Origin of the sequence: Bacillus multifaciens (assembly GCF_030756675.1) — a bacterium.
Lineage (GTDB): Bacteria > Bacillota > Bacilli > Bacillales > Bacillaceae_G > Bacillus_A > Bacillus_A multifaciens.
Genome location: NZ_JAVBXD010000023.1, coordinates 46,055 through 64,459 on the forward strand (window position 1 = coordinate 46,055; position 18,405 = coordinate 64,459).

Annotated in this window: 17 protein-coding genes and 1 pseudogene; 16 read left to right on the forward strand and 2 right to left on the reverse strand. The window is 37.2% G+C overall.

Going from position 1 to position 18,405, the window contains the following annotated elements; all coding sequences use genetic code 11:
* Positions 1-169: 169 nt before the first annotated feature.
* The 7 genes and pseudogenes from Q9306_RS15120 (at position 170) to Q9306_RS15150 (ending at position 8,038) form a co-directional block, all read left to right on the forward strand.
* Positions 170-304, forward strand: coding sequence for an RAxF-45 family protein (locus Q9306_RS15120; RefSeq protein WP_306199835.1), 135 nt, complete (start codon positions 170-172; stop codon positions 302-304).
* A 132-nt stretch (positions 305-436) separates the two neighbouring features.
* A pseudogene (gene abc-f / locus Q9306_RS15125) lies at positions 437-2,057 on the forward strand (ribosomal protection-like ABC-F family protein); the annotation flags it as partial.
* 690 nt (positions 2,058-2,747) lie between these two features.
* Entirely contained in the window at positions 2,748-3,941 is a 1,194-nt protein-coding gene (locus tag Q9306_RS15130; RefSeq protein WP_306199841.1) for a sensor histidine kinase, read from the forward strand.
* Positions 3,938-4,600: a response regulator gene (locus Q9306_RS15135; protein WP_306199844.1), complete on the forward strand. Its 663-nt coding sequence runs from the start codon at positions 3,938-3,940 to the stop codon at positions 4,598-4,600. The genes Q9306_RS15130 and Q9306_RS15135 overlap by 4 nt, the downstream gene beginning before the upstream one ends.
* Before the next feature lie 138 nt (positions 4,601-4,738).
* A complete protein-coding gene (locus tag Q9306_RS15140; RefSeq protein WP_306199847.1) occupies positions 4,739-5,671 on the forward strand; it encodes an ABC transporter ATP-binding protein in 933 nt (310 codons plus the stop codon).
* A 12-nt stretch (positions 5,672-5,683) separates the two neighbouring features.
* Positions 5,684-6,880, forward strand: coding sequence for an ABC transporter permease (locus Q9306_RS15145; protein ID WP_306199851.1), 1,197 nt, complete (start codon positions 5,684-5,686; stop codon positions 6,878-6,880).
* A gap of 12 nt (positions 6,881-6,892) precedes the next feature.
* Complete coding sequence (locus Q9306_RS15150; protein WP_306199854.1) at positions 6,893-8,038, forward strand: ABC transporter permease; 1,146 nt, start codon at positions 6,893-6,895, stop codon at positions 8,036-8,038.
* Positions 8,039-8,054: 16 nt separating this feature from the next.
* On the opposite strand, the gene Q9306_RS15155 is transcribed toward Q9306_RS15150, so the two are convergent.
* Complete coding sequence (locus Q9306_RS15155) at positions 8,055-8,255, reverse strand: hypothetical protein (protein ID WP_306199857.1); 201 nt, start codon at positions 8,253-8,255, stop codon at positions 8,055-8,057.
* A gap of 193 nt (positions 8,256-8,448) precedes the next feature.
* On the reverse strand, positions 8,449-9,318 hold the full coding sequence (locus tag Q9306_RS15160; RefSeq protein WP_371932389.1) for a Cof-type HAD-IIB family hydrolase: 870 nt from the start codon (positions 9,316-9,318) through the stop codon (positions 8,449-8,451).
* 285 nt (positions 9,319-9,603) lie between these two features.
* On the opposite strand from Q9306_RS15160, the gene Q9306_RS15165 reads away from it, so the two are divergent.
* The 9 genes from Q9306_RS15165 to Q9306_RS15205 all read left to right on the forward strand — a co-directional run bounded on the left by Q9306_RS15165 (position 9,604) and on the right by Q9306_RS15205 (position 18,398).
* A complete protein-coding gene (locus tag Q9306_RS15165) occupies positions 9,604-9,714 on the forward strand; it encodes a DUF3948 family protein (protein ID WP_098916068.1) in 111 nt (36 codons plus the stop codon).
* Between the two features lie 52 nt (positions 9,715-9,766).
* On the forward strand, positions 9,767-9,877 hold the full coding sequence (locus Q9306_RS15170; RefSeq protein WP_020060739.1) for a DUF3948 family protein: 111 nt from the start codon (positions 9,767-9,769) through the stop codon (positions 9,875-9,877).
* Between the two features lie 90 nt (positions 9,878-9,967).
* Positions 9,968-10,078, forward strand: coding sequence for a DUF3948 family protein (locus tag Q9306_RS15175; RefSeq protein WP_230317786.1), 111 nt, complete (start codon positions 9,968-9,970; stop codon positions 10,076-10,078).
* A gap of 542 nt (positions 10,079-10,620) precedes the next feature.
* Positions 10,621-11,739, forward strand: a complete 1,119-nt coding sequence (gene hppD, locus Q9306_RS15180) for a 4-hydroxyphenylpyruvate dioxygenase (RefSeq protein ID WP_306199869.1) — start codon at positions 10,621-10,623, stop codon at positions 11,737-11,739.
* A 93-nt stretch (positions 11,740-11,832) separates the two neighbouring features.
* On the forward strand, positions 11,833-12,789 hold the full coding sequence (locus tag Q9306_RS15185; RefSeq protein WP_306199872.1) for a fumarylacetoacetate hydrolase family protein: 957 nt from the start codon (positions 11,833-11,835) through the stop codon (positions 12,787-12,789).
* The gene (locus Q9306_RS15190) at positions 12,755-13,924 is read left to right on the forward strand and encodes a homogentisate 1,2-dioxygenase (protein WP_306199875.1); all 1,170 of its coding nucleotides are present in this window, start codon (positions 12,755-12,757) and stop codon (positions 13,922-13,924) included. The genes Q9306_RS15185 and Q9306_RS15190 overlap by 35 nt, the downstream gene beginning before the upstream one ends.
* 303 nt (positions 13,925-14,227) lie before the next feature.
* Complete coding sequence (bcaP, locus tag Q9306_RS15195) at positions 14,228-15,643, forward strand: branched-chain amino acid transporter BcaP (protein ID WP_306199877.1); 1,416 nt, start codon at positions 14,228-14,230, stop codon at positions 15,641-15,643.
* A 147-nt stretch (positions 15,644-15,790) separates the two neighbouring features.
* Positions 15,791-17,065 (forward strand): MDR family MFS transporter, encoded by a 1,275-nt coding sequence (locus Q9306_RS15200; protein ID WP_306199880.1) that lies wholly within the window; start codon positions 15,791-15,793, stop codon positions 17,063-17,065.
* A 244-nt stretch (positions 17,066-17,309) separates the two neighbouring features.
* A complete protein-coding gene (locus Q9306_RS15205) occupies positions 17,310-18,398 on the forward strand; it encodes a D-alanine--D-alanine ligase (protein ID WP_306199929.1) in 1,089 nt (362 codons plus the stop codon).
* Positions 18,399-18,405: the final 7 nt, after the last annotated feature.

An 18,405-nucleotide genomic window follows, 5' to 3' on the forward strand; every position in this document is an offset into this window, starting at 1 on the left:
TACAATATCTATCATGTGTTATTCCTCCTTTTATTTTTGAGTCACAGCTGTCTTTTATGTATGAATATGTCTATTTACATTATTTTCAGAAAAATGACTATTCAAACCTATTTTAGGAGAGTATAATGAAAAGGTAAGTATAAAATTCCGTACGAAAGAGGTGAAAGAGATGAATCGTTCTATAGTTATGCGCACGCAATTTCTAGATTTTATCTACATTTGTCGTGCAATTTTTCATCGTGTAGTTGCTAACGGGATACGTATGCCTTTTTTTAGCAATTTCATACTAACTATTGAACGATAGAAGTCTCTTCACCCATTTTATAGAAACGTGTGAGAAGGGAACTATGGTGGTTCCCTTTTCTATTTTGAAATAAAAGCCGTGGGTAAGGTTCTTTACTCATGGCTTTTTTACGTTGAAAGGAGTACGGAAAAGATGATGATTTGTAGTGTAAATAATATAGCGAAGACGTTTGGTGGAAATATCATATTTGAGAATATATCACTTGAAATAAAGAAAGGCGAACGTATTGGTTTAGTTGGCCGAAACGGCAGTGGGAAAACAACAATTTTTCAACTGTTAACGGGGATTGAACATGTGGATGGCGGTGCGATTCATATGAAGAAAGGTACGCGTATTGGTCATGTTGCTCAAATTCCGAGGTTTGCGGAAGGAATGACTGTATATGATGTATTACGTTCTGCATTTGTGAAAGAGCAAGCATTAGAAAGAAAGATGCGGGAACTTGAAGAGAAGATGGCTGTAGACGTTACGGAAAAAATAATGGCGGAGTACGGAGAAATACAGGAGCAGTTTTCGTTTTTAGGTGGTTATGAAATAGAAGCGAATATGATGAAAGTGGCTAATGGTCTGCAAGTGACAGAATTATTTTCGCGCAACTTTATAGAACTAAGCGGCGGTGAACAGACGAAAGTGAGTCTTGCATATATGCTTCTTAAAAAACCGGACTTATTGCTCCTAGATGAACCGACAAACCATTTAGATTTATTTGCAGTAGAATGGCTTGAGCAATTTTTAAAGGAATATGATGGGACAGTCGTTGTCATTTCACATGATCGTTATTTCTTGGATGAAGTCGTAACGAAGATTTTTGATTTAGAAGATGGGGAAATACATGTTTACCATACGAACTATTCACAGTTTGTAAAGGAGAAAGAAGAAAGATTATTGCAAGAGTTTCAAGCGTATCAAGAGCAGCAAAAGAAAATCAAGAAAATGAAGGAAGCTATTAAAAGGCTTAGGGAATGGGCCAATCAAGCAAATCCGCCAAACGAGGGATTGCATAAACGTGCTCGCAATATGGAACGCGCTCTAGAGAGAATGGAAAAATTGAAGAAACCAACTTTAGAGCATAAGCAAATGGGTCTTCAGTTTGAAGGACAAGAACGAAGCGGGAAAGACGTTGTGATCATGAAAGAAGTGGGAAAGAATTTTGATGAATATGTGTTATTTCAAAATGTAGAATTACATGTTCGTTTTCAAGAGCGCGTTGCGATTGTTGGACGGAACGGTACAGGAAAGACAACGCTATTGAAATTATTATTACAAGAAATGAATCCAGATACAGGTGAAATTCGCATTGGTAGCGGAGTAAAGCTTGGCTATTTGTCTCAACATATGCAATTGAACAGTAAACAAACGGTATTAGAAATGTTCAGGGAGCAGGTAGCGGTAACGGAAGGCGAAGCACGTCATATACTTGCTCGCTTTCTATTCTACGGACCAGCTGTATTTAAAAAGGTGAATCAATTAAGCGGGGGCGAGCGAATGCGTTTGCGGTTAGCGCAGCTCATGCATCAAGATATTAATTTTCTTGTACTTGATGAACCGACAAATCACCTTGATATTGAATCAAGAGAAGTATTAGAAGAAGCGCTTGAACAGTATAATGGAACGATTTTAGCTGTATCTCATGATCGTTATTTCTTAAATAAATTGTTCCCTAAAACGTATTGGATTGATAATCAAACGGCGTATGGGTTTGCTGGAAATTATGCTTGGGCACGTGAAAAGTGGGAAGAAAAAAGAGAAACAGAACAACGAAGCGTTGAGAAAAAGGAACGAGTAGCAGCTGCGCCAAAGCCTATAAATAAGAGCATTATTCATCTGGAAGAACAGCTTATGAATGTGGAGAAAAGTATATACGAGATAGACTGTCAAATGGCGAAAACGAAAAGTGTTGAAGAGCTGGAGAAGTTGCATCATGAAAAAGAGGAAAAAGAGTTGTTAAGAACAAAATTATATGAGGATTTGGAGAGTAGTATAGATATGAAAGAGTAAAAGCTGGTGTATGCCAGCTTTTTAAATTTCTTATATATAAATTTATTTAAGTCATCGCTTTGTTGTTGTATTGCACGTAATCTGTTTAATTTTTAGAGGTTGATTCTTTTTTTGTAGAAAATAACCACATGAGAAATTCATAAAATACCACTAAAAATAATGACTGTATAATATTTTCGATCCATTTAAATTGGTTATAATTGTTATAATCAAATAAAACGAGAATAATATATAAGGAAATCAATAAAATTAAAGGTCTTTTAAGTTTTAGATTCATAAGTATCATTCTCCTTTACATATTAGCCACAATGCCACTTTAACATAAAACACTTGTGGTTTCTATATATTGGAATTTTGTTGCGACATTCCTATTTTTAAAAGGAGGGGATAAAGAGGGTAAGAATATGGATTCTATATATTTTGTTTGAATACGAGGTGAAACTGTATGCTAGGATATGCCCGGCTACTTACGATTGTGCTCATTTGTGTTATATATGCACTGCAGATTCCACATGGGGAACTAGGTTTGCAATTATTTGTTGGTGCTGCCTGTTTGATTTATGTTGTGAATCATTGTTTGCTTATGACATCACATAGCGGAGAGCGACGAATATGTTTTATATTGTTATCGAATGGGATTGTAACGGCTATATTGGGATTCTTATTTCCAAAAGTAGATTTGTATTTAGTTTTGTTCGGTGTAGATGCGATAACTTTATTTATTAATATTCAATCGAAAGTGATAGCCCGTTTTTTTATTGGATTTTTCTTTATCTGTTGGTTTGCTATTTTAATATATTCATATCAATATTTTGGAGAACTTGAAATTTGGGGGAATCTTATTTCGTTTATGTTCGTTGTATTTAGTGCTCTTACTGGAGGGTTAATTAAAAAACTAACATTAGCTCGCCAAACGGTAGATGAACAGTATGAAAAATTGACTTCATCACATGAAGCGCTACAAGAAGCGCATGAGCAATTGCAGCTATATGCAAAAGAGGTGGAAGAATTAGCGGCAGTGAAAGAACGAAATGAGATTGCGCGTGAAATTCATGATACGGTTGGTCATAATATGACGGCGTTGCTTGTTCAACTGCAGCTTGCTGAGGAGTTATTGAAACAGAAATCAGATGAGACTGGGGCGGTTTTGCAAACATGTCATGAGTTAGCAAAACGGTCGTTACAAGAGGTGAGAGCGTCTGTTCGAACTTTGAAAGAAGAAGAGAATGCAGGAGATTTAGTCGGTAATATTAGGCAGATGTTACATGAATTTTCGCATGCAACAAATGTGAGAACGACATTTAAATTGCATGGTGATCCAGTCACCATTCCGTTGTCATTACACCCAACTATATTGCGTATTATGCAGGAATCGTTAACAAATGCAAAGCGTCATGGTAAGGCGAATACATGTGAAATGAAACTTTCTTGCTTGGATGGAAAGGTACACATATTCATTTCTGATGATGGAGCAGGCGTAAATGAAGTGCATCCTGGTTTTGGACTTATTAATATGAAAGAACGTGTAGAAGAACGCGGAGGAATGATTCGGTTTGAAAGTGAAAAAGATAAAGGATTTCAACTAAACGTAGAGTTCCCACTAAGGGAAAAGACGTGGGTAATAGGGGGAGCGGTATGATTCGAATTATGATTGTTGACGATCAGTCGTTAGTTCGTGATGGATTAGCGATGTTATTAAATTTACGTCCAGAACTTGAAGTAGTTGGAACTGCAAGTGATGGAGAAGAGGCCGCGCAAAATGCCGAACGATTTCAGCCTGAAATCATTTTAATGGATATCCGTATGCCGCGTGCAAACGGTGTAGAAGGAACGCGTTTAATAAGGGAGCAATTTCCTCATATAAAAGTACTGATGTTGACGACGTTTAATGATAGTGAACTTATTTTTGAAGCGCTTGAACAAGGGGCAAGCGGCTATTTATTAAAAGATATGGCCACAGATACAATTGTGCAAGCAATCTTGACTGTACATGCAGGGGGAGTTGTACTCCCGCAAGATATGACCGCTGAAATTGTGAAAGAATTGAAGAGAACAAAAGTAGATAGTATTACTGAGCAACATGCTCCAAAACAAATAGAGCAGTTAACAGAACGGGAAGTGGAAGTGTTGCGGGAATTAGGATATGGATTAAATAATAAAGAAATTGCCGAGAAGCTATTTATTACAGAAGGAACGGTAAAAAATCACGTCTCTAATATTATTAGTAAATTGGAGCTTCGCGACCGAACACAAGCAGCTATTTTTGCGGTGCGGTACGGTGTGACAGCTTACATATGACTTTTGGCATAGATAAGTATGAAAAAGCAGCAGATAATGCTGCTTTTTTGTTATGCATTTTCTATCTAAAGAGAGATGGAAAGATGAGGAAATCCTTTTACAATCATAGTGAGATTACATTAAAGGGGCTGAATCGACATGCTAGTCGTAGATCATATTACAAAATCTTTCGGGAAAAAAGAAGTCGTGAGAGGCGTATCATTTTCGATTGAGAAAGGGGAAACATTCGGACTGCTTGGTCCAAATGGAGCAGGAAAATCAACAACCATTTCCATGATTTGTGGTCTCTTTCCGTACGATAGCGGGGATATACGTGTTGGCGGGAAGTCTGTGAAAGAATATCCAATGGATACGAAGCAGAAAATTGGGGTTGTCCCGCAAGACATTGCGTTATATCCGACGCTTTCAGCGAAGGAGAATTTAATTTTCTGGGGGAAAATGTACGGCCTGAGCGGAGCGGCAGCAAAGAAACGCGCAGATGAGGTGTTAGCATATGTTGGTTTAGAAGACCGCGCTAAAGATAAGATTGAAACATTTTCAGGCGGTATGAAGCGCCGTGTAAATATTGGGGTAGCACTTATGCATGAACCTGAGTTATTAATTATGGATGAACCGACAGTTGGAATTGATCCGCAATCAAGAAATCATATTTTAGAAACAGTGAAAAAGTTAAATGAAAAGGGAATGACAGTTATTTATACGAGTCATTACATGGAGGAAGTTGAGTATTTATGTGAGCGCATTGCAATTGTAGATCACGGCAAGGTCATTGCACTTGGAACGAAAAGCGAACTATGTAATCGTCTTGCAGATGGTTTTATGGTGAAGCTACAAGTCAATCGTTACGATCAACAATTATTGCAGAAATTACAAGCACTTCCTGTTGTAGAGCGTATTGTAGCGGATGAGGATTCGAATACCATTGATATTGCGCTAACACATAGTGATGCAGTTGGGATGGTCGTTTCAGAGGTTGTTGGAAATCGTGTGCAAATTGCAAAACTTGAAGTACAAGAGCCGAATTTAGAAGCACTCTTTTTACAACTAACAGGTCGTTCACTTCGTGATTAAGGGGGAGAGAGTATGAAGAGCTTTATTATCGCATGGAAAGATTTTAAGATACGTTTTACGGATCGGCGTGGTTTCATGATGATGTTGCTTATGCCGCTTTTATTAACAGCTATTTTAGGATCAGCTTTAAGTGCGGTCCTAGATGAAGGCGGATTACCGAAAACGGTAATTGGATACTATCAAGAAGATGAAGATACGTTTGCTACTATGTTTCGAACAGACGTATTAGAGGCAAAAGAAATAAAAGATGATGTGAAAGCCTGGAAAGTTTCTTCGCGAACCGACTTAGAAAAGATGTTGAAGGAGAAGAAGATTGATGTGGGGATTGTTATTCCGAAACAGTGGGGTGAACACATACAGGAGGGGAAACTGAAAGAAGTTGTATTACTCACTGATCCTGCAAAAGACATACAAGCGAAAATTGCAGATTCATTGATTCTTTCTTTTACTGAACGAGCGCAAACGGTAGCATTTGCTACAAAAAGTGTGGTAACGGATTTAGCGCAATCTCAACAAGGAAATGTGCAAGAAGTAGCAAAGAATATGGGAAGCGATCTGTCGGCTATTGCAACTTCACGTGAAAATGGAATTAAAACAGGTACAATTGGTAAGAAGACGGTTGTTGCCATGCAATATTATGCTGCGGCCATGTTGGTTATGTTTCTTCTATATAACGTAACAGTTGGTGCAAAATCAATTGTAGGAGAACAAAGAACAGAAACGTTAGCAAGGTTGTTAACGACACCGACAAGTTCTTATTCTGTTTTGTTAGGTAAATTTTTTGGAACATTATTATTCGCGTGTATTCAATTTGGTGTATTCGTCATTGCAACCCATTATGCATTCGGTGTGAATTGGGGGGATGACAGTGCACAGCTTATTGCAGTGGGAGTTTCCTATGCAATTTGTGTGTCGGGATTATCAATGCTGATTGCTGCATTTATTCGAGATGAAAAAACAGCAGATGTTATGGGCGGGATTGGTATCCAACTGTTAGCAGTATTAGGCGGTTCTATGTTACCGATTTATGCATTCCCAGAAGCGTTGCAAAAGTTTGCTAATATTGCACCAAATAAATGGGCACTTACGAGTTTTCTAGACATTATGTCAGGAACGTCTTGGAATACGTTATTACCGATTATTTTAAGTTTATCTAGTGCTGGCATCCTTTCCGTTATTATTGGAACATTACGGTTACGTACTAGATAGGAGGAGAGAGCAGTGAAAAAAATTTGGGCGATTTGTTCACTAGAGTTAAAGCAAATATTGATGAAGCCGCAAAGTTATTTTCTTATGTTAGGTATGCCAATTCTTTTCACATTAATTTTTGGTGGGCTTCTAGGTGGAAGTGGTAATGATAAGGTGAAAATTATTTTGGTTGATGAAGATCAAACAAAATTATCAGCTTCCTATTATGAATCATTAACGCATAGCAATCTTGTAAGTGTGGAAAAAGGATCATATGAAGAGGCAAAGAAGAAAATTGAAAATAAAAAAGCCTCTGGTATTGTAACGATTGGGAAAGACTTTCAACAACAAATGTTAGATGGGAAAAGTGATAAAGTTATCTTCCAATCTAGTGTTGATTTTACAGGCGGCGCTTCTGTAGAGCATGTGTTACAAAATACACTGAAGAAAATGGAAGTGGAAGTAAAAGGAGCAAGTGTATGGAGCCAAAATAGCGGGAAGTCTTGGGAGACAATGTACGAAACCGTCCATACGAAGGCTGAACCTGTTCAAATTCACAAAGAATCTATTGTAACAGGAAAGAAAACAATTAATGGTGTATCGGCTAGAGCAGCAGGATTTTCGATTTTATTTGTAATGATTGTTATGCTGAGTAGCACAGGAACGATTTTAAAAGCGAAGCAAATGGGCGTATGGCATCGCTTGCTGGAAACATCTGTTACAAGAGCCCAAGTATTAGCTGGATATATTCTCTCATTCTTCTTAGTCGGTTGGGTTCAATTTGGAGCACTTATGATATTAACAAATCTATTATTTGATGTACAGTGGGGAGATATGTTGGGGATTATTGCGCTTGTCTCAGTGCTATTATTTGCTGTCATTGGGTTAGCTTTATTGTTAGCCAGTGTTGTGAAAACGACAGAGCAACAATCGGCATTAGGAAATATCGTCATTATTTCAACTTGTATGATTAGTGGACTGTATTGGCCGATTGAAATAGAACCGGAGTTTATGCAAAAGATTGCTAACTTTGTCCCGCAAACGTGGGCAATGCGCGGTTTTACAGAATTAATTGCGAGAGGAGGAGGACTGGCAGATATAACGGGATATATTGGAGTGTTACTTCTATTTGCTGGTATCTTCTTTGCCATCGGTTTAACAAGAATACGTTATGATTGAAAAAAGAAAGCAGAATTTACAGCTCGGCACGCTGAATTCTGCTTTCTTTTTCTTGTTTTTCCATTGGTCTAAGTGAAATGATAATCGCAATCCCGAACATGAAGATAAGCACTAAAAAGAGGACGAGCGTCGGGAAGAACGGGAATAAGAGTAATGCTCCTAATATAACGAGCATTAAACAAATATAGTTCAAGACGTGTAGGAATAACTTGTCCATGTTTTCTCCCCTTTATTAAGAATCTGCTATTATCATATGCTCGTCTTACAAAAAATAGAATAGATTTCCAAGTTAAGCATTTTCATACACATGACTATTTGTCAGAAAGAAGTATTGGAAATTCTAGCAATGTCCAAAAAAAGAAGATAACCCTACTATATAGTAGGTGATTATCTTCTTTTTCTATGTTTCATTACCCTTGTATTGTTTTAAGTAAAATATGTTGCCGGATGGCGTAAGCTACACCATTCTCATCATTTGTCACTGTTACGATATCGCAGAGCTGTTTGACAGCGTCCTCTGCATTTCCCATCGCAATCGACAAACCTGCTACTTCTAACATCGGTACATCATTAAAATTATCTCCAATGGCAATTGTATCTTGTAAAGGGATATGAAAATATTTTGCCATTTCTTGCAATCCGTTGCCTTTATGCCCGTGTTTGTCCATAATTTCTAAGTTTGTTGGAGCGGATGCTGTCACCATTACTGCTGCATCTTTTTCTAATGATTGTAGTAATTGTGTACGATTATCTTTATTGAATGTAAGAATGAAGAATTTAGAAATTTCAATAGTTGAATCGGATATTACATCTTCGATACTTTGGAATGTTGTAATTAAGTTAGCCTTTAGTTGTTTTTCAGTAATTCGCTCAATTTCTTCAATTGTAATGTCAAGAGACTCCTTATTTAGTTGAAAAGATTTCGTAACTTGTTCTTTCCAATTGTATGGTGCATACACACCCTTGTTTGTATAGAGTTTATACGGAAACTCTTCCGCTTCGAGCTGCTTGGCAATTTCATATACTTTTTCTTTTTTCAAAGTACGTGAGTGAATGACCTTTCCATCAGCGTATACTACTGCTCCATTACTAGCCCCAAGTGGAAGGGATAATTGGTATTGCTCAAGTAGTTTTAAAATATCTTCTTTGGCTCTACCAGAACAAATCATAACGATGTGTCCTGCTTCTTCAGCGTTTCTGATTGCTTCTAAATTTTCATTGGAGATTTCTAGATCGGATGATAACAGTGTGCCATCCATATCAAGTGCGATTAATTTCAAAGTGATCACCTCTTCGTTTCCATCATACTAAATTGCGCGGTATATCGAAACTGTTACACATATATTGGAAAGAAATAATAGCATTATAGATTCCTAAAAAAAATTTGTAATAAATTCATAGAGCTATTGCTTAAATAAAATAGTTATGTTACATTAATGTTACAAACGTTACAGTTATTACTTAAATGTGACATTAAGTTGAAAACTATGAATAAACTATTTCTTGAAGATGACATAAAATTTTAATTACATATAAATATTTATAAAAAAAGGAGAATGAGAGCAATGGAAAATAAAGAAGTATTACAACTAACAAAAATGGACTTATTAGGATCAGCAGGAGCAGCAGCGACATTAACGGCATTAATCGTATTTCTATCAAGTGTTTTAGTGTAATTTGTAAAAACTGAGCGGAATATATACATCTTATAAAAGGAGAATGAGGATAATGGAAAACAAAGAAGTATTACAATTAACAAAAACGGACTTATTAGGATCAGCAGGAGTAGCAACAGCGTTAACAGCATTAATCGTATTTCTTGCAAGTGCGTTAGTATAATTCAAAGCAATTTTGTATAGGAAGTAGAGCGGAAAACTATTACAAAATGAAAATTACATATAGAAATCTATGAAAAGGAGAATGAGGATAATGGAAAACAAAGAAGTATTACAATTAACAAAAACGGACTTATTAGGATCAGCTGGAGTAGCAATGGGTTTAACAGCACTAATTATGTTTTTATCAAGTGCTTTAGTATAATTTAAGTAGATAAATTTGAACGTGAAAGACAAGAGGGGCTTCGAAAAACGAAGTTCCTTTTTTTATTGGGCTATTATTTAAATGCAAATTTAAAAATGGTATAGACCCCTCCTTCTTTTTAGGTGAACGAGAGCATCTGGCTATGTATAGAAGCGGTCAGGGCCTTTTTCTGCCACATGCGAAGTTTAAACAAAGAGAGAAAGCGAGTGGAAGCGCCTTTTTTTCTGCATAGCAGCAATCTATATGTCGGAAAATTAAAATGGATTCATATAGATGCTGAAAAAACAAAATGGGTTTATATGGTAAGGGAAACGCTATTTCGGATGGGATAGATAGAAAAAAGTCGAATTTTCTATGTGAAAAAAAGGAAGGTATTTGACAGAAAAAATAGAAAATTTAAAATTGACAAAATAAATTGTGGTGCAATTTGTTTTTTTGTTTTTTTGTTTTTTTGTTTTTTTGTTTTTTTGTTTGCGATTGGAAGCGTTTACGATTTTGGGAGAAGGTATTAGAAATTTATATTATAGGGGGATGAAGAAGTTATGGAACAAAAGTCTATGGATACTTTAGCGGCACAGATGGAGGATTTTTTCCCAGTACGTGATGTTGATCATCTTGAATTTTATGTCGGTAATGCGAAACAAACAAGTTATTACCTTGCGAGAGCATTTGGATTTAGCATAGCTGCATATTCTGGTTTAGAAACAGGAAATCGAGATAAAGTATCTTACGTCCTTATACAAAAAAATATGCGTTTTGTAGTGTCGGGTGCTTTAAATACAAATAGCCGCATTGCTGAATTTGTAAAACAGCACGGTGATGGTGTAAAAGATGTGGCACTTCTAGTAGAAGATGTAGAGAAAGCATATGCAGAAGCTGTAAAGCGTGGTGCAGTTGCAATTGCTCCGCCAGAAGAGCTATCTGATGAACACGGAACGCTTAAAAAAGCGGTCATTGGCACATACGGTGATACAATTCATACACTTGTAGAAAGAAAAAATTATAAAGGTGCGTTTATGCCAGGATATGAACCACTTGAATCTATTGTTCCATTTGAAGAAACAGGTTTAGTTGCTGTTGATCATGTTGTTGGAAATGTGGAGAAAATGGAAGAATGGGTAAGTTATTATGAAAATGTAATGGGCTTTAAACAAATGATTCATTTTGACGATGATGATATTAGTACAGAGTATTCTGCGTTAATGTCGAAAGTAATGACGAATGGAAGTCGTATTAAGTTTCCGATTAATGAACCAGCAGAAGGGAAAAGAAAATCACAAATTCAGGAGTATTTAGAGTTCTATAATGGAGCAGGTGTACAACACCTCGCATTATTAACGAATGATATTGTGAAAACTGTTTCCGCACTGCGTGCAAATGGTGTCGAATTTTTAGATACGCCAGATACGTATTACGAAGAGTTAACAGCACGTGTTGGTCAAATTGATGAAGAGATTGAAAAATTAAAAGAGCTAAAAATTCTTGTAGATCGTGATGATGAAGGATACTTATTACAAATTTTCACGAAGCCAATTGTAGATCGTCCAACTTTATTTATTGAGATTATTCAGCGTAAAGGATCAAGAGGATTTGGTGAAGGTAATTTTAAAGCATTATTCGAATCGATTGAAAGAGAACAGGCGCGTCGCGGGAATCTGTAAAGTAAAAATTCTACTGCCTGTTAGAGCGGGATAATGGTTAGGAGAGATGCTCCTTCCTCCCGCGCCTTACTTTTTAAGCGAGGAGAGAAAATAATGAAGTTTATTACATTTCGTCTTCCTTCACAAGAAATGCGAGCTGGCTGGCTTGAAGGTGACAAAGTTATTGATATGCATATAGCGAGCCATGGGGCACTTCCGTCCACAATGATTTCTTTTTTAGAGAAATCCGATGAATATATGAAAATCATCAGTAAGATTGGTACGCCAGAAAAAGGGATTTATCATATTACGGATGTAGAGCTTTGTGCACCTTTACCAAACCCGGGAAGTATCCGTGATTTTTATGCGTTTGAACAGCATGTAAAGACAGCGCGCGGCCACCGCGGTTTGGATATTGTTCCAGAGTGGTATGATATTCCTGTTTTCTATTTTACGAATCATCGCGCTGTTATTGGACCGGAAGAAGCTATTGTTTGTCCAGGCGCAACGAAGAAACTTGACTATGAATTAGAGATTGCTTGTGTCATTGGAAAAGAAGGTAAAAATATTTCGCGCGAGCAAGCGCATGAATATATTTTCGGATATTGTATTATGAATGATTGGAGCGCTAGAGATTTACAAGCGCATGAAATGAAGGTCGGACTTGGACCAGCAAAAGGAAAGGATTTTGCTACCTCGCTTGGGCCGTATATTGTGACGAAAGATGAGTTAGACGTATATCGAAATGAGGATCGTTACAATTTAGAAATGACAGCTCATATTAATGGTGAACAATGGTCAAAAGGAAATTTTCAAGATATTTATTATACGTTTGCTGAAATGATTGAACGAGCATCTCAAGGTGTTACGTTGTATCCAGGAGATGTACTTGGTTCTGGTACGGTTGGAAGCGGCTGTATTTTAGAACTTGGAACAGAGAGATGGCTGAAATCTGGCGATGTGGTAGAGTTGAAAATTACTAGTTTGGGAACATTGCGTAATACGGTAAAAGCAGAAAAGGAAGCGGGGGATGAGCATGTATTATCGTCGCATGGGGGAACTTCCTCGTAAACGACATGTACAGTTTCGTAAACAAGACGGAACGCTTTATCGTGAGCAAGTTATGGGGACGAAAGGTTTTTCTGGTACGCAATCTATTTTGTATCACCACTACATGCCAACAGAAGTTGGGCATGCTTCTTTAGCACGGTCTTGTCGTGTGCAGTACGAAGAAGATGTGGCGTTAGCGCATCGTCATTTTCGGACGAGAGAATATAGAAAAATAGGAGATGCCGTGAACGGAAGGAATTTTCTATTAGGAAATGAAGACTTACTAATTGGAGTTGTAAACCCGGCAGAAAAGATGGATTATTTTTATCGCAATGGCGATGGAGATGAAATGCTATTTGTTCATTACGGATCTGGAAAAATTGAAACAATGTTTGGTACGATTCATTACCGAAAAGGAGATTATATTATCATTCCAATCGGTACGATTTACCGGGTAATCCCTGAAGCGGGAGAATCAAAACTTCTCGTTGTTGAAGCGAATAGTCAAATTACAACGCCTCGTAATTACCGCAATGAGTACGGACAATTGTTAGAACATAGTCCGTTTTGTGAGCGTGATATTCGTGGTCCAGAGACGTTGGAAGCGTACGATGAAAAAGGTGAATTTGTTGTGATGACAAAATCTAGAGGATATATGCATAAACATGTTTTGCAGCATCATCCTTTAGATGTTGTTGGATGGGATGGACATTTATATCCATGGGTATTTAATATTGAGGATTTTGAGCCAATTACAGGACGCATTCATCAGCCGCCACCAGTGCACCAAACATTTGAGGGACATAACTTTGTTGTTTGCTCATTCGTTCCGCGTCTATATGATTATCATCCAGAAGCAATACCGGCACCGTATTATCATAGCAATGTAAATAGTGATGAGGTGCTCTATTATGTAGAAGGTAATTTTATGAGCAGAAAAGGTGTAGAGGAAGGGTCTATTACGCTTCACCCAAGCGGTATTCCACATGGACCGCACCCTGGGAAAACAGAGGCTAGCCTTGGTAAAAAAGAAACAATCGAACTAGCGGTTATGATTGATACATTCCGTCCATTACGCGTTATAAAAGATGCGCATGATATGGAAGATGAGCAATACATGTATAGCTGGCTAGAACAAGGCACATATACCGTATAAGATGTAAAGAACAACAAGCACACTCATTTGATGGGTGTGCTTGTGCTCATAAAGGAATCGACTTATATAAAATACCAAAAATATTTGTAAAATGATATAAAAATATAGAAAAATAAACCATTATTATGATTTTCATTTTACTTTAATTAGTAATACAATAACGAACCGCACTACTTTGGATCATTCAAAATAGTGGTGAAAGGACAAATTTCCCATTAAGTTATTGACGAAAAAAGGTGAAATAAGTAAAATGAATGTAAATATTAAAATTTTCAGAAAATTATAAATGTTGAGGTGCTGAGTATGAAGCAAATTTTTCAAAAAAAGCCGATTACACAACTGTTGCAAGAGGGAAGTCAGAAGAAATTAGATCGAACATTAGGAGCGTTAGATTTAACGATGTTAGGGGTAGGGGCAATTGTTGGGACAGGTATTTTCGTCTTGACTGGGGTAGTTGCTGCGAAACATTCTGGACCTGCGATTATTTTATCTTTTGCGTTAGCCGCGCTAGCTTGTGCCTTTGCTGCCTTTTGCTATGCAGAATTTGCTTCTAGCGTACCGGTATCCGGTAGCGTATATACATATACATACGCAACGATGGGAGAAGTGTTTGCCTTTTTAATTGGATGGGATTTAATGCTTGAGTACTTATTAGCAACGTCAGCTGTTGCTAATGGATGGTCCGCTTACTTTCAGTCTTTATTAAAGGGGTTTGGAATTCAAATTCCAACGATTTTAGCTTCTGCTCCTGGGGCAGGAAAAGGTGGAATTATTGATTTACCAGCTGTTTGTATTATTTTAATTATGACGATTCTTTTATCACGAGGTGTTCGTGAAAGTGCCCGCGTAAATAATATTATGGTATTTATTAAATTAACCGTTGTACTATTGTTCATCTTTGCTGGGTTTAAGTATGTAAAATCAGAAAACTGGACACCATTTATGCCGTTTGGTTTTGATGGCGTAATGGTAGGTGCAGCGACAGTATTCTTTGCTTTTATTGGTTTTGATGCTGTTTCAACAGCGGCGGAAGAAGTAAAACGTCCGCAGCGTGATTTACCGATTGGTATTATAGCATCGTTATTAATTTGTACCGTTTTGTACATTGTTGTTTCGCTTATTTTGACAGGTATTGTACCGTATGGACAATTAAATATCTCAGATCCAGTAGCATTTGCACTTCAATTTATTGGACAAGATGGTTTAGCAGGCATTATTTCAGTAGGTGCTATTACAGGGATTACAACGGTTATGTTAGTTATGATGTATGGTCAAGTCCGAGTGTCGTATGCAATGAGTCGTGACGGTTTATTACCGAACCGTTTTGCGAAAGTACATCCGAAGTTTAAAACACCATTTTTAAATACATGGATAACAGGTATTGTAGCAGCGCTTATTTCAGGACTTGTTGACTTAAGTGTGTTAGCTCACCTTGTCAATATCGGAACTCTATCTGCGTTCGCACTTGTAGCAGTTGCGGTTATTGTAATGCGCAAAACACATCCGGATTTACCTCGTGCATTTAAAGCGCCGCTTGTGCCAGTTTTACCAGCATTAACAGTGATCTTCTGTTTATATTTAATGCTTCAATTACCAGCAATTACATGGAAAAGCTTTGGGGTTTGGATGGTAATTGGAATAGGGGTTTACTTCCTATATAGCAGAAAGAATAGTAGGTTACACAAAGAATCTGTTGATAAAAAAACCGTAAATCTATAAAGTTAAAAGCCGTTCGTAGAAAAAGAACGGCTTTTTATTTTTGAAAATTTACATTTTTCTAAAAATGATATAAGATAAAAAATGGTCGCTAAAGTAAAATTTTGGGTGTTTGCTGGTTAAAAGTAGTGAGGGTAAAGGAGGGGGAATATGAAGAAAACATGGCAAGAATTAAAGCAGATGGATCGTAATGTTTGGATTCGATTTATTGGAGAAACGTTAAACGGAATCGCAATGATGATGTTAATGCCATTTTTTGCATTATATTTAAAAGATAAAGTAGATTCACTGCTACAAGTGGGAATTATTATGGCGCTGTCTCCAATTGCGGCAAGTTTTGGTTCTCTTATAGGTGGCCGAATTGCCGATATTTATGGAAGAAAGCCAATTATGATATTTTCAATGGCTAGTAATGCGATTTTAATGCTGGGGTTCTTATTTATAGATGGGTTTATACCATATGCTGTTCTATCCGTTTGTTTAGGACTTAGTAATTCATTGTTCCATCCAGCAGCTTCTGCGATGGTGGCTGATGTAACAGAACCTGAAAAGCGAACAGAAGCATACGGTTTGCTGCGAATGGGGCATAATATCGGAGCGGCAATTGGGCCGATTCTAGGTGCTTCAGTTGCATTGCTTTCTAAAACGGTTATTTTTATGATTGCGTCATCTTCTATGCTATTTTATGCATTACTCGTTTTACTACTTATTCAAGAGACAATGCCAAAAGGTGCAATAACACAAACGAATAAGGAAGGGGAGACGAAACAATCTGTATGGAAAGTTGTGTTGCAAGATAAAATTTTACTCATTTATTTGTTAGCGGGAATTGTTATTTCGATGGGGTTTTCCCAAACAGAGGGTATGCTTCCTCTTCATTTTGATAATGAATTGAAAGGGATATTTGGAATGAATAATCCATTTCCTTATTTAATGGCTATGAATGGGCTTTTGGTGGTTTTGTTTCAATTTCAAATTTCGAAATGGGCGACAGATAAACCGGTAGGAAAAACGATGCTATATGGCGCTTGGTTATTTGGGATCGGTCTTCTTGCAATCGGATGGCTTCCGAAATGGTTTGGCGGAATGGGAACAAATGCTACTGTAGTTCTTGTTACGCTATTAATTGTATATGCGATTTATACGTTAGGAGAAATGGTTATGTCTCCTGTCCAAATGACGTTTGTAGCAAATTTAGCACCAGAGCACTTGCGAGGGACGTATATGGGAGCGGCTAGCTTACAGTGGATTACAGGTAATGCGTTTGGTCCGCTACTTGGAGGTTTTTTACTTGATCGTTTGTTAGGTCACGTTTTGTTTACGATTTTAGGAATCGGATGTGTGATAGCAGGACTTGTTTACATATCATTAGATCGACTTGTAGAGCAAAGACAAAAAGACAACATGGTAAAGCAAACGTCATAAAGTGAAACTTTACTCAATGGGGGCTGCATCCCTCACCAATCGGGCTTTTACGAGATAAGGTTTTCATTATACACAAATAGATGCTTTTTCTCATATTATTAGGTATATAACTAGAGAAATTGTTGTGTTGACGCGGCTATCTTACTATTTGTGGACAGTTTCACCTTTTACGAAAATAGGAACTATCTATTTTTGTAAAAAGTGCTACAATAGAAAAATGAAAACAAACGATTAGGGTGATTTCATTATGAAAATTAAATTAGGTTTATTATATGGTGGAAAATCAGCGGAGCATCAAGTTTCTTTACAAACGGCTCTTGCTGTTAGTAAAGCGTTAGATCAAGAAAAATTTGAGGTTCATCCAATTTATATTACTGAACAAGGACAATGGGTTCGCGGTGAGCGTATTGAAGGTGAAGTAAACAGCGTTCAAGCGTTGCAACTGAACGGAGAAGAGAACGCAATTTCTCCTTTATCATTAAGTTCAGAGATTATCCCGATGTCAGCTTCTGATAAAGAGAATGCCATCGATGTAATTTTCCCGTTATTACATGGGCCAAATGGTGAAGATGGAACCGTACAAGGTTTGTTAGAACTTATGAATATTCCATATGTAGGGAACGGTGTATTAGCATCGGCTGCTGGTATGGATAAAGTTGTTATGAAAAATATTTTTGCAGAAGCGGGCTTACCGCAAGCAAAATATGTTTCGTTCATTCGCAGTGTTTGGGAGAAAAATCGCACAGAAGCGTATGAAAAAGTGGAAGAAACATTAGGCTATCCATGTTTCGTGAAACCAGCAAATCTTGGTTCGAGCGTTGGAATTAATAAGTGTAAAAATCGTGCTGAGTTAGAGAGTGCATTTGAAGAAGCGTTCCAATTCGATCGTAAAATCATCGTAGAAGAGAATATTGTTGGTCGTGAAGTGGAAGTTGGTGTATTAGGAAATGATGAACCGAAATGTTCGGTTGTAGGTGAAATCGTAGCTAAAAAAGAATTCTATGATTATAAATCAAAATATATTGATGGCGATACAGCGATGGTTATTCCTGCTGAAATTAAGGAAGCGGAATATGAGAAGATTAAAGAGTATGCGATTCGTGCATTCCAATCTTTAGACGGTGCGGGATTAACGCGAGCAGATTTCTTCTTAACGAAAGATGGTGATGTATTTATTAATGAAGTAAATACAATGCCAGGATTCACGCCGTTTAGTATGTTCCCGCTGTTATGGGAAAATACAGGATTGGCGTACCCAGAGCTTATTCAAGAATTAGTGCGCTTAGCGATTGAACGTCATGAAGAAAAACAAAAAATTAAATATACAATCTAACAAGAAA

Bases quoted from the DNA above. Each gene is read 5' to 3' on its own strand.
- Q9306_RS15120 (WP_306199835.1), top strand. From the start codon at position 170: ATGAATCGTTCTATAGTTATGCGCACGCAATTTCTAGATTTTATCTAC.
- Q9306_RS15130 (WP_306199841.1), top strand. From the start codon at position 2,748: ATGCTAGGATATGCCCGGCTACTTACGATTGTGCTCATTTGTGTTATA.
- Q9306_RS15135 (WP_306199844.1), top strand. From the start codon at position 3,938: ATGATTCGAATTATGATTGTTGACGATCAGTCGTTAGTTCGTGATGGA.
- Q9306_RS15140 (WP_306199847.1), top strand. From the start codon at position 4,739: ATGCTAGTCGTAGATCATATTACAAAATCTTTCGGGAAAAAAGAAGTC.
- Q9306_RS15145 (WP_306199851.1), top strand. From the start codon at position 5,684: ATGAAGAGCTTTATTATCGCATGGAAAGATTTTAAGATACGTTTTACG.
- Q9306_RS15155 (WP_306199857.1), bottom strand. From the start codon at position 8,255: ATGGACAAGTTATTCCTACACGTCTTGAACTATATTTGTTTAATGCTC.
- Q9306_RS15165 (WP_098916068.1), top strand. From the start codon at position 9,604: ATGGAAAATAAAGAAGTATTACAACTAACAAAAATGGACTTATTAGGA.
- Q9306_RS15170 (WP_020060739.1), top strand. From the start codon at position 9,767: ATGGAAAACAAAGAAGTATTACAATTAACAAAAACGGACTTATTAGGA.
- Q9306_RS15175 (WP_230317786.1), top strand. From the start codon at position 9,968: ATGGAAAACAAAGAAGTATTACAATTAACAAAAACGGACTTATTAGGA.
- hppD (WP_306199869.1), top strand. From the start codon at position 10,621: ATGGAACAAAAGTCTATGGATACTTTAGCGGCACAGATGGAGGATTTT.
- Q9306_RS15185 (WP_306199872.1), top strand. From the start codon at position 11,833: ATGAAGTTTATTACATTTCGTCTTCCTTCACAAGAAATGCGAGCTGGC.
- Q9306_RS15190 (WP_306199875.1), top strand. From the start codon at position 12,755: ATGTATTATCGTCGCATGGGGGAACTTCCTCGTAAACGACATGTACAG.
- bcaP (WP_306199877.1), top strand. From the start codon at position 14,228: ATGAAGCAAATTTTTCAAAAAAAGCCGATTACACAACTGTTGCAAGAG.
- Q9306_RS15200 (WP_306199880.1), top strand. From the start codon at position 15,791: ATGAAGAAAACATGGCAAGAATTAAAGCAGATGGATCGTAATGTTTGG.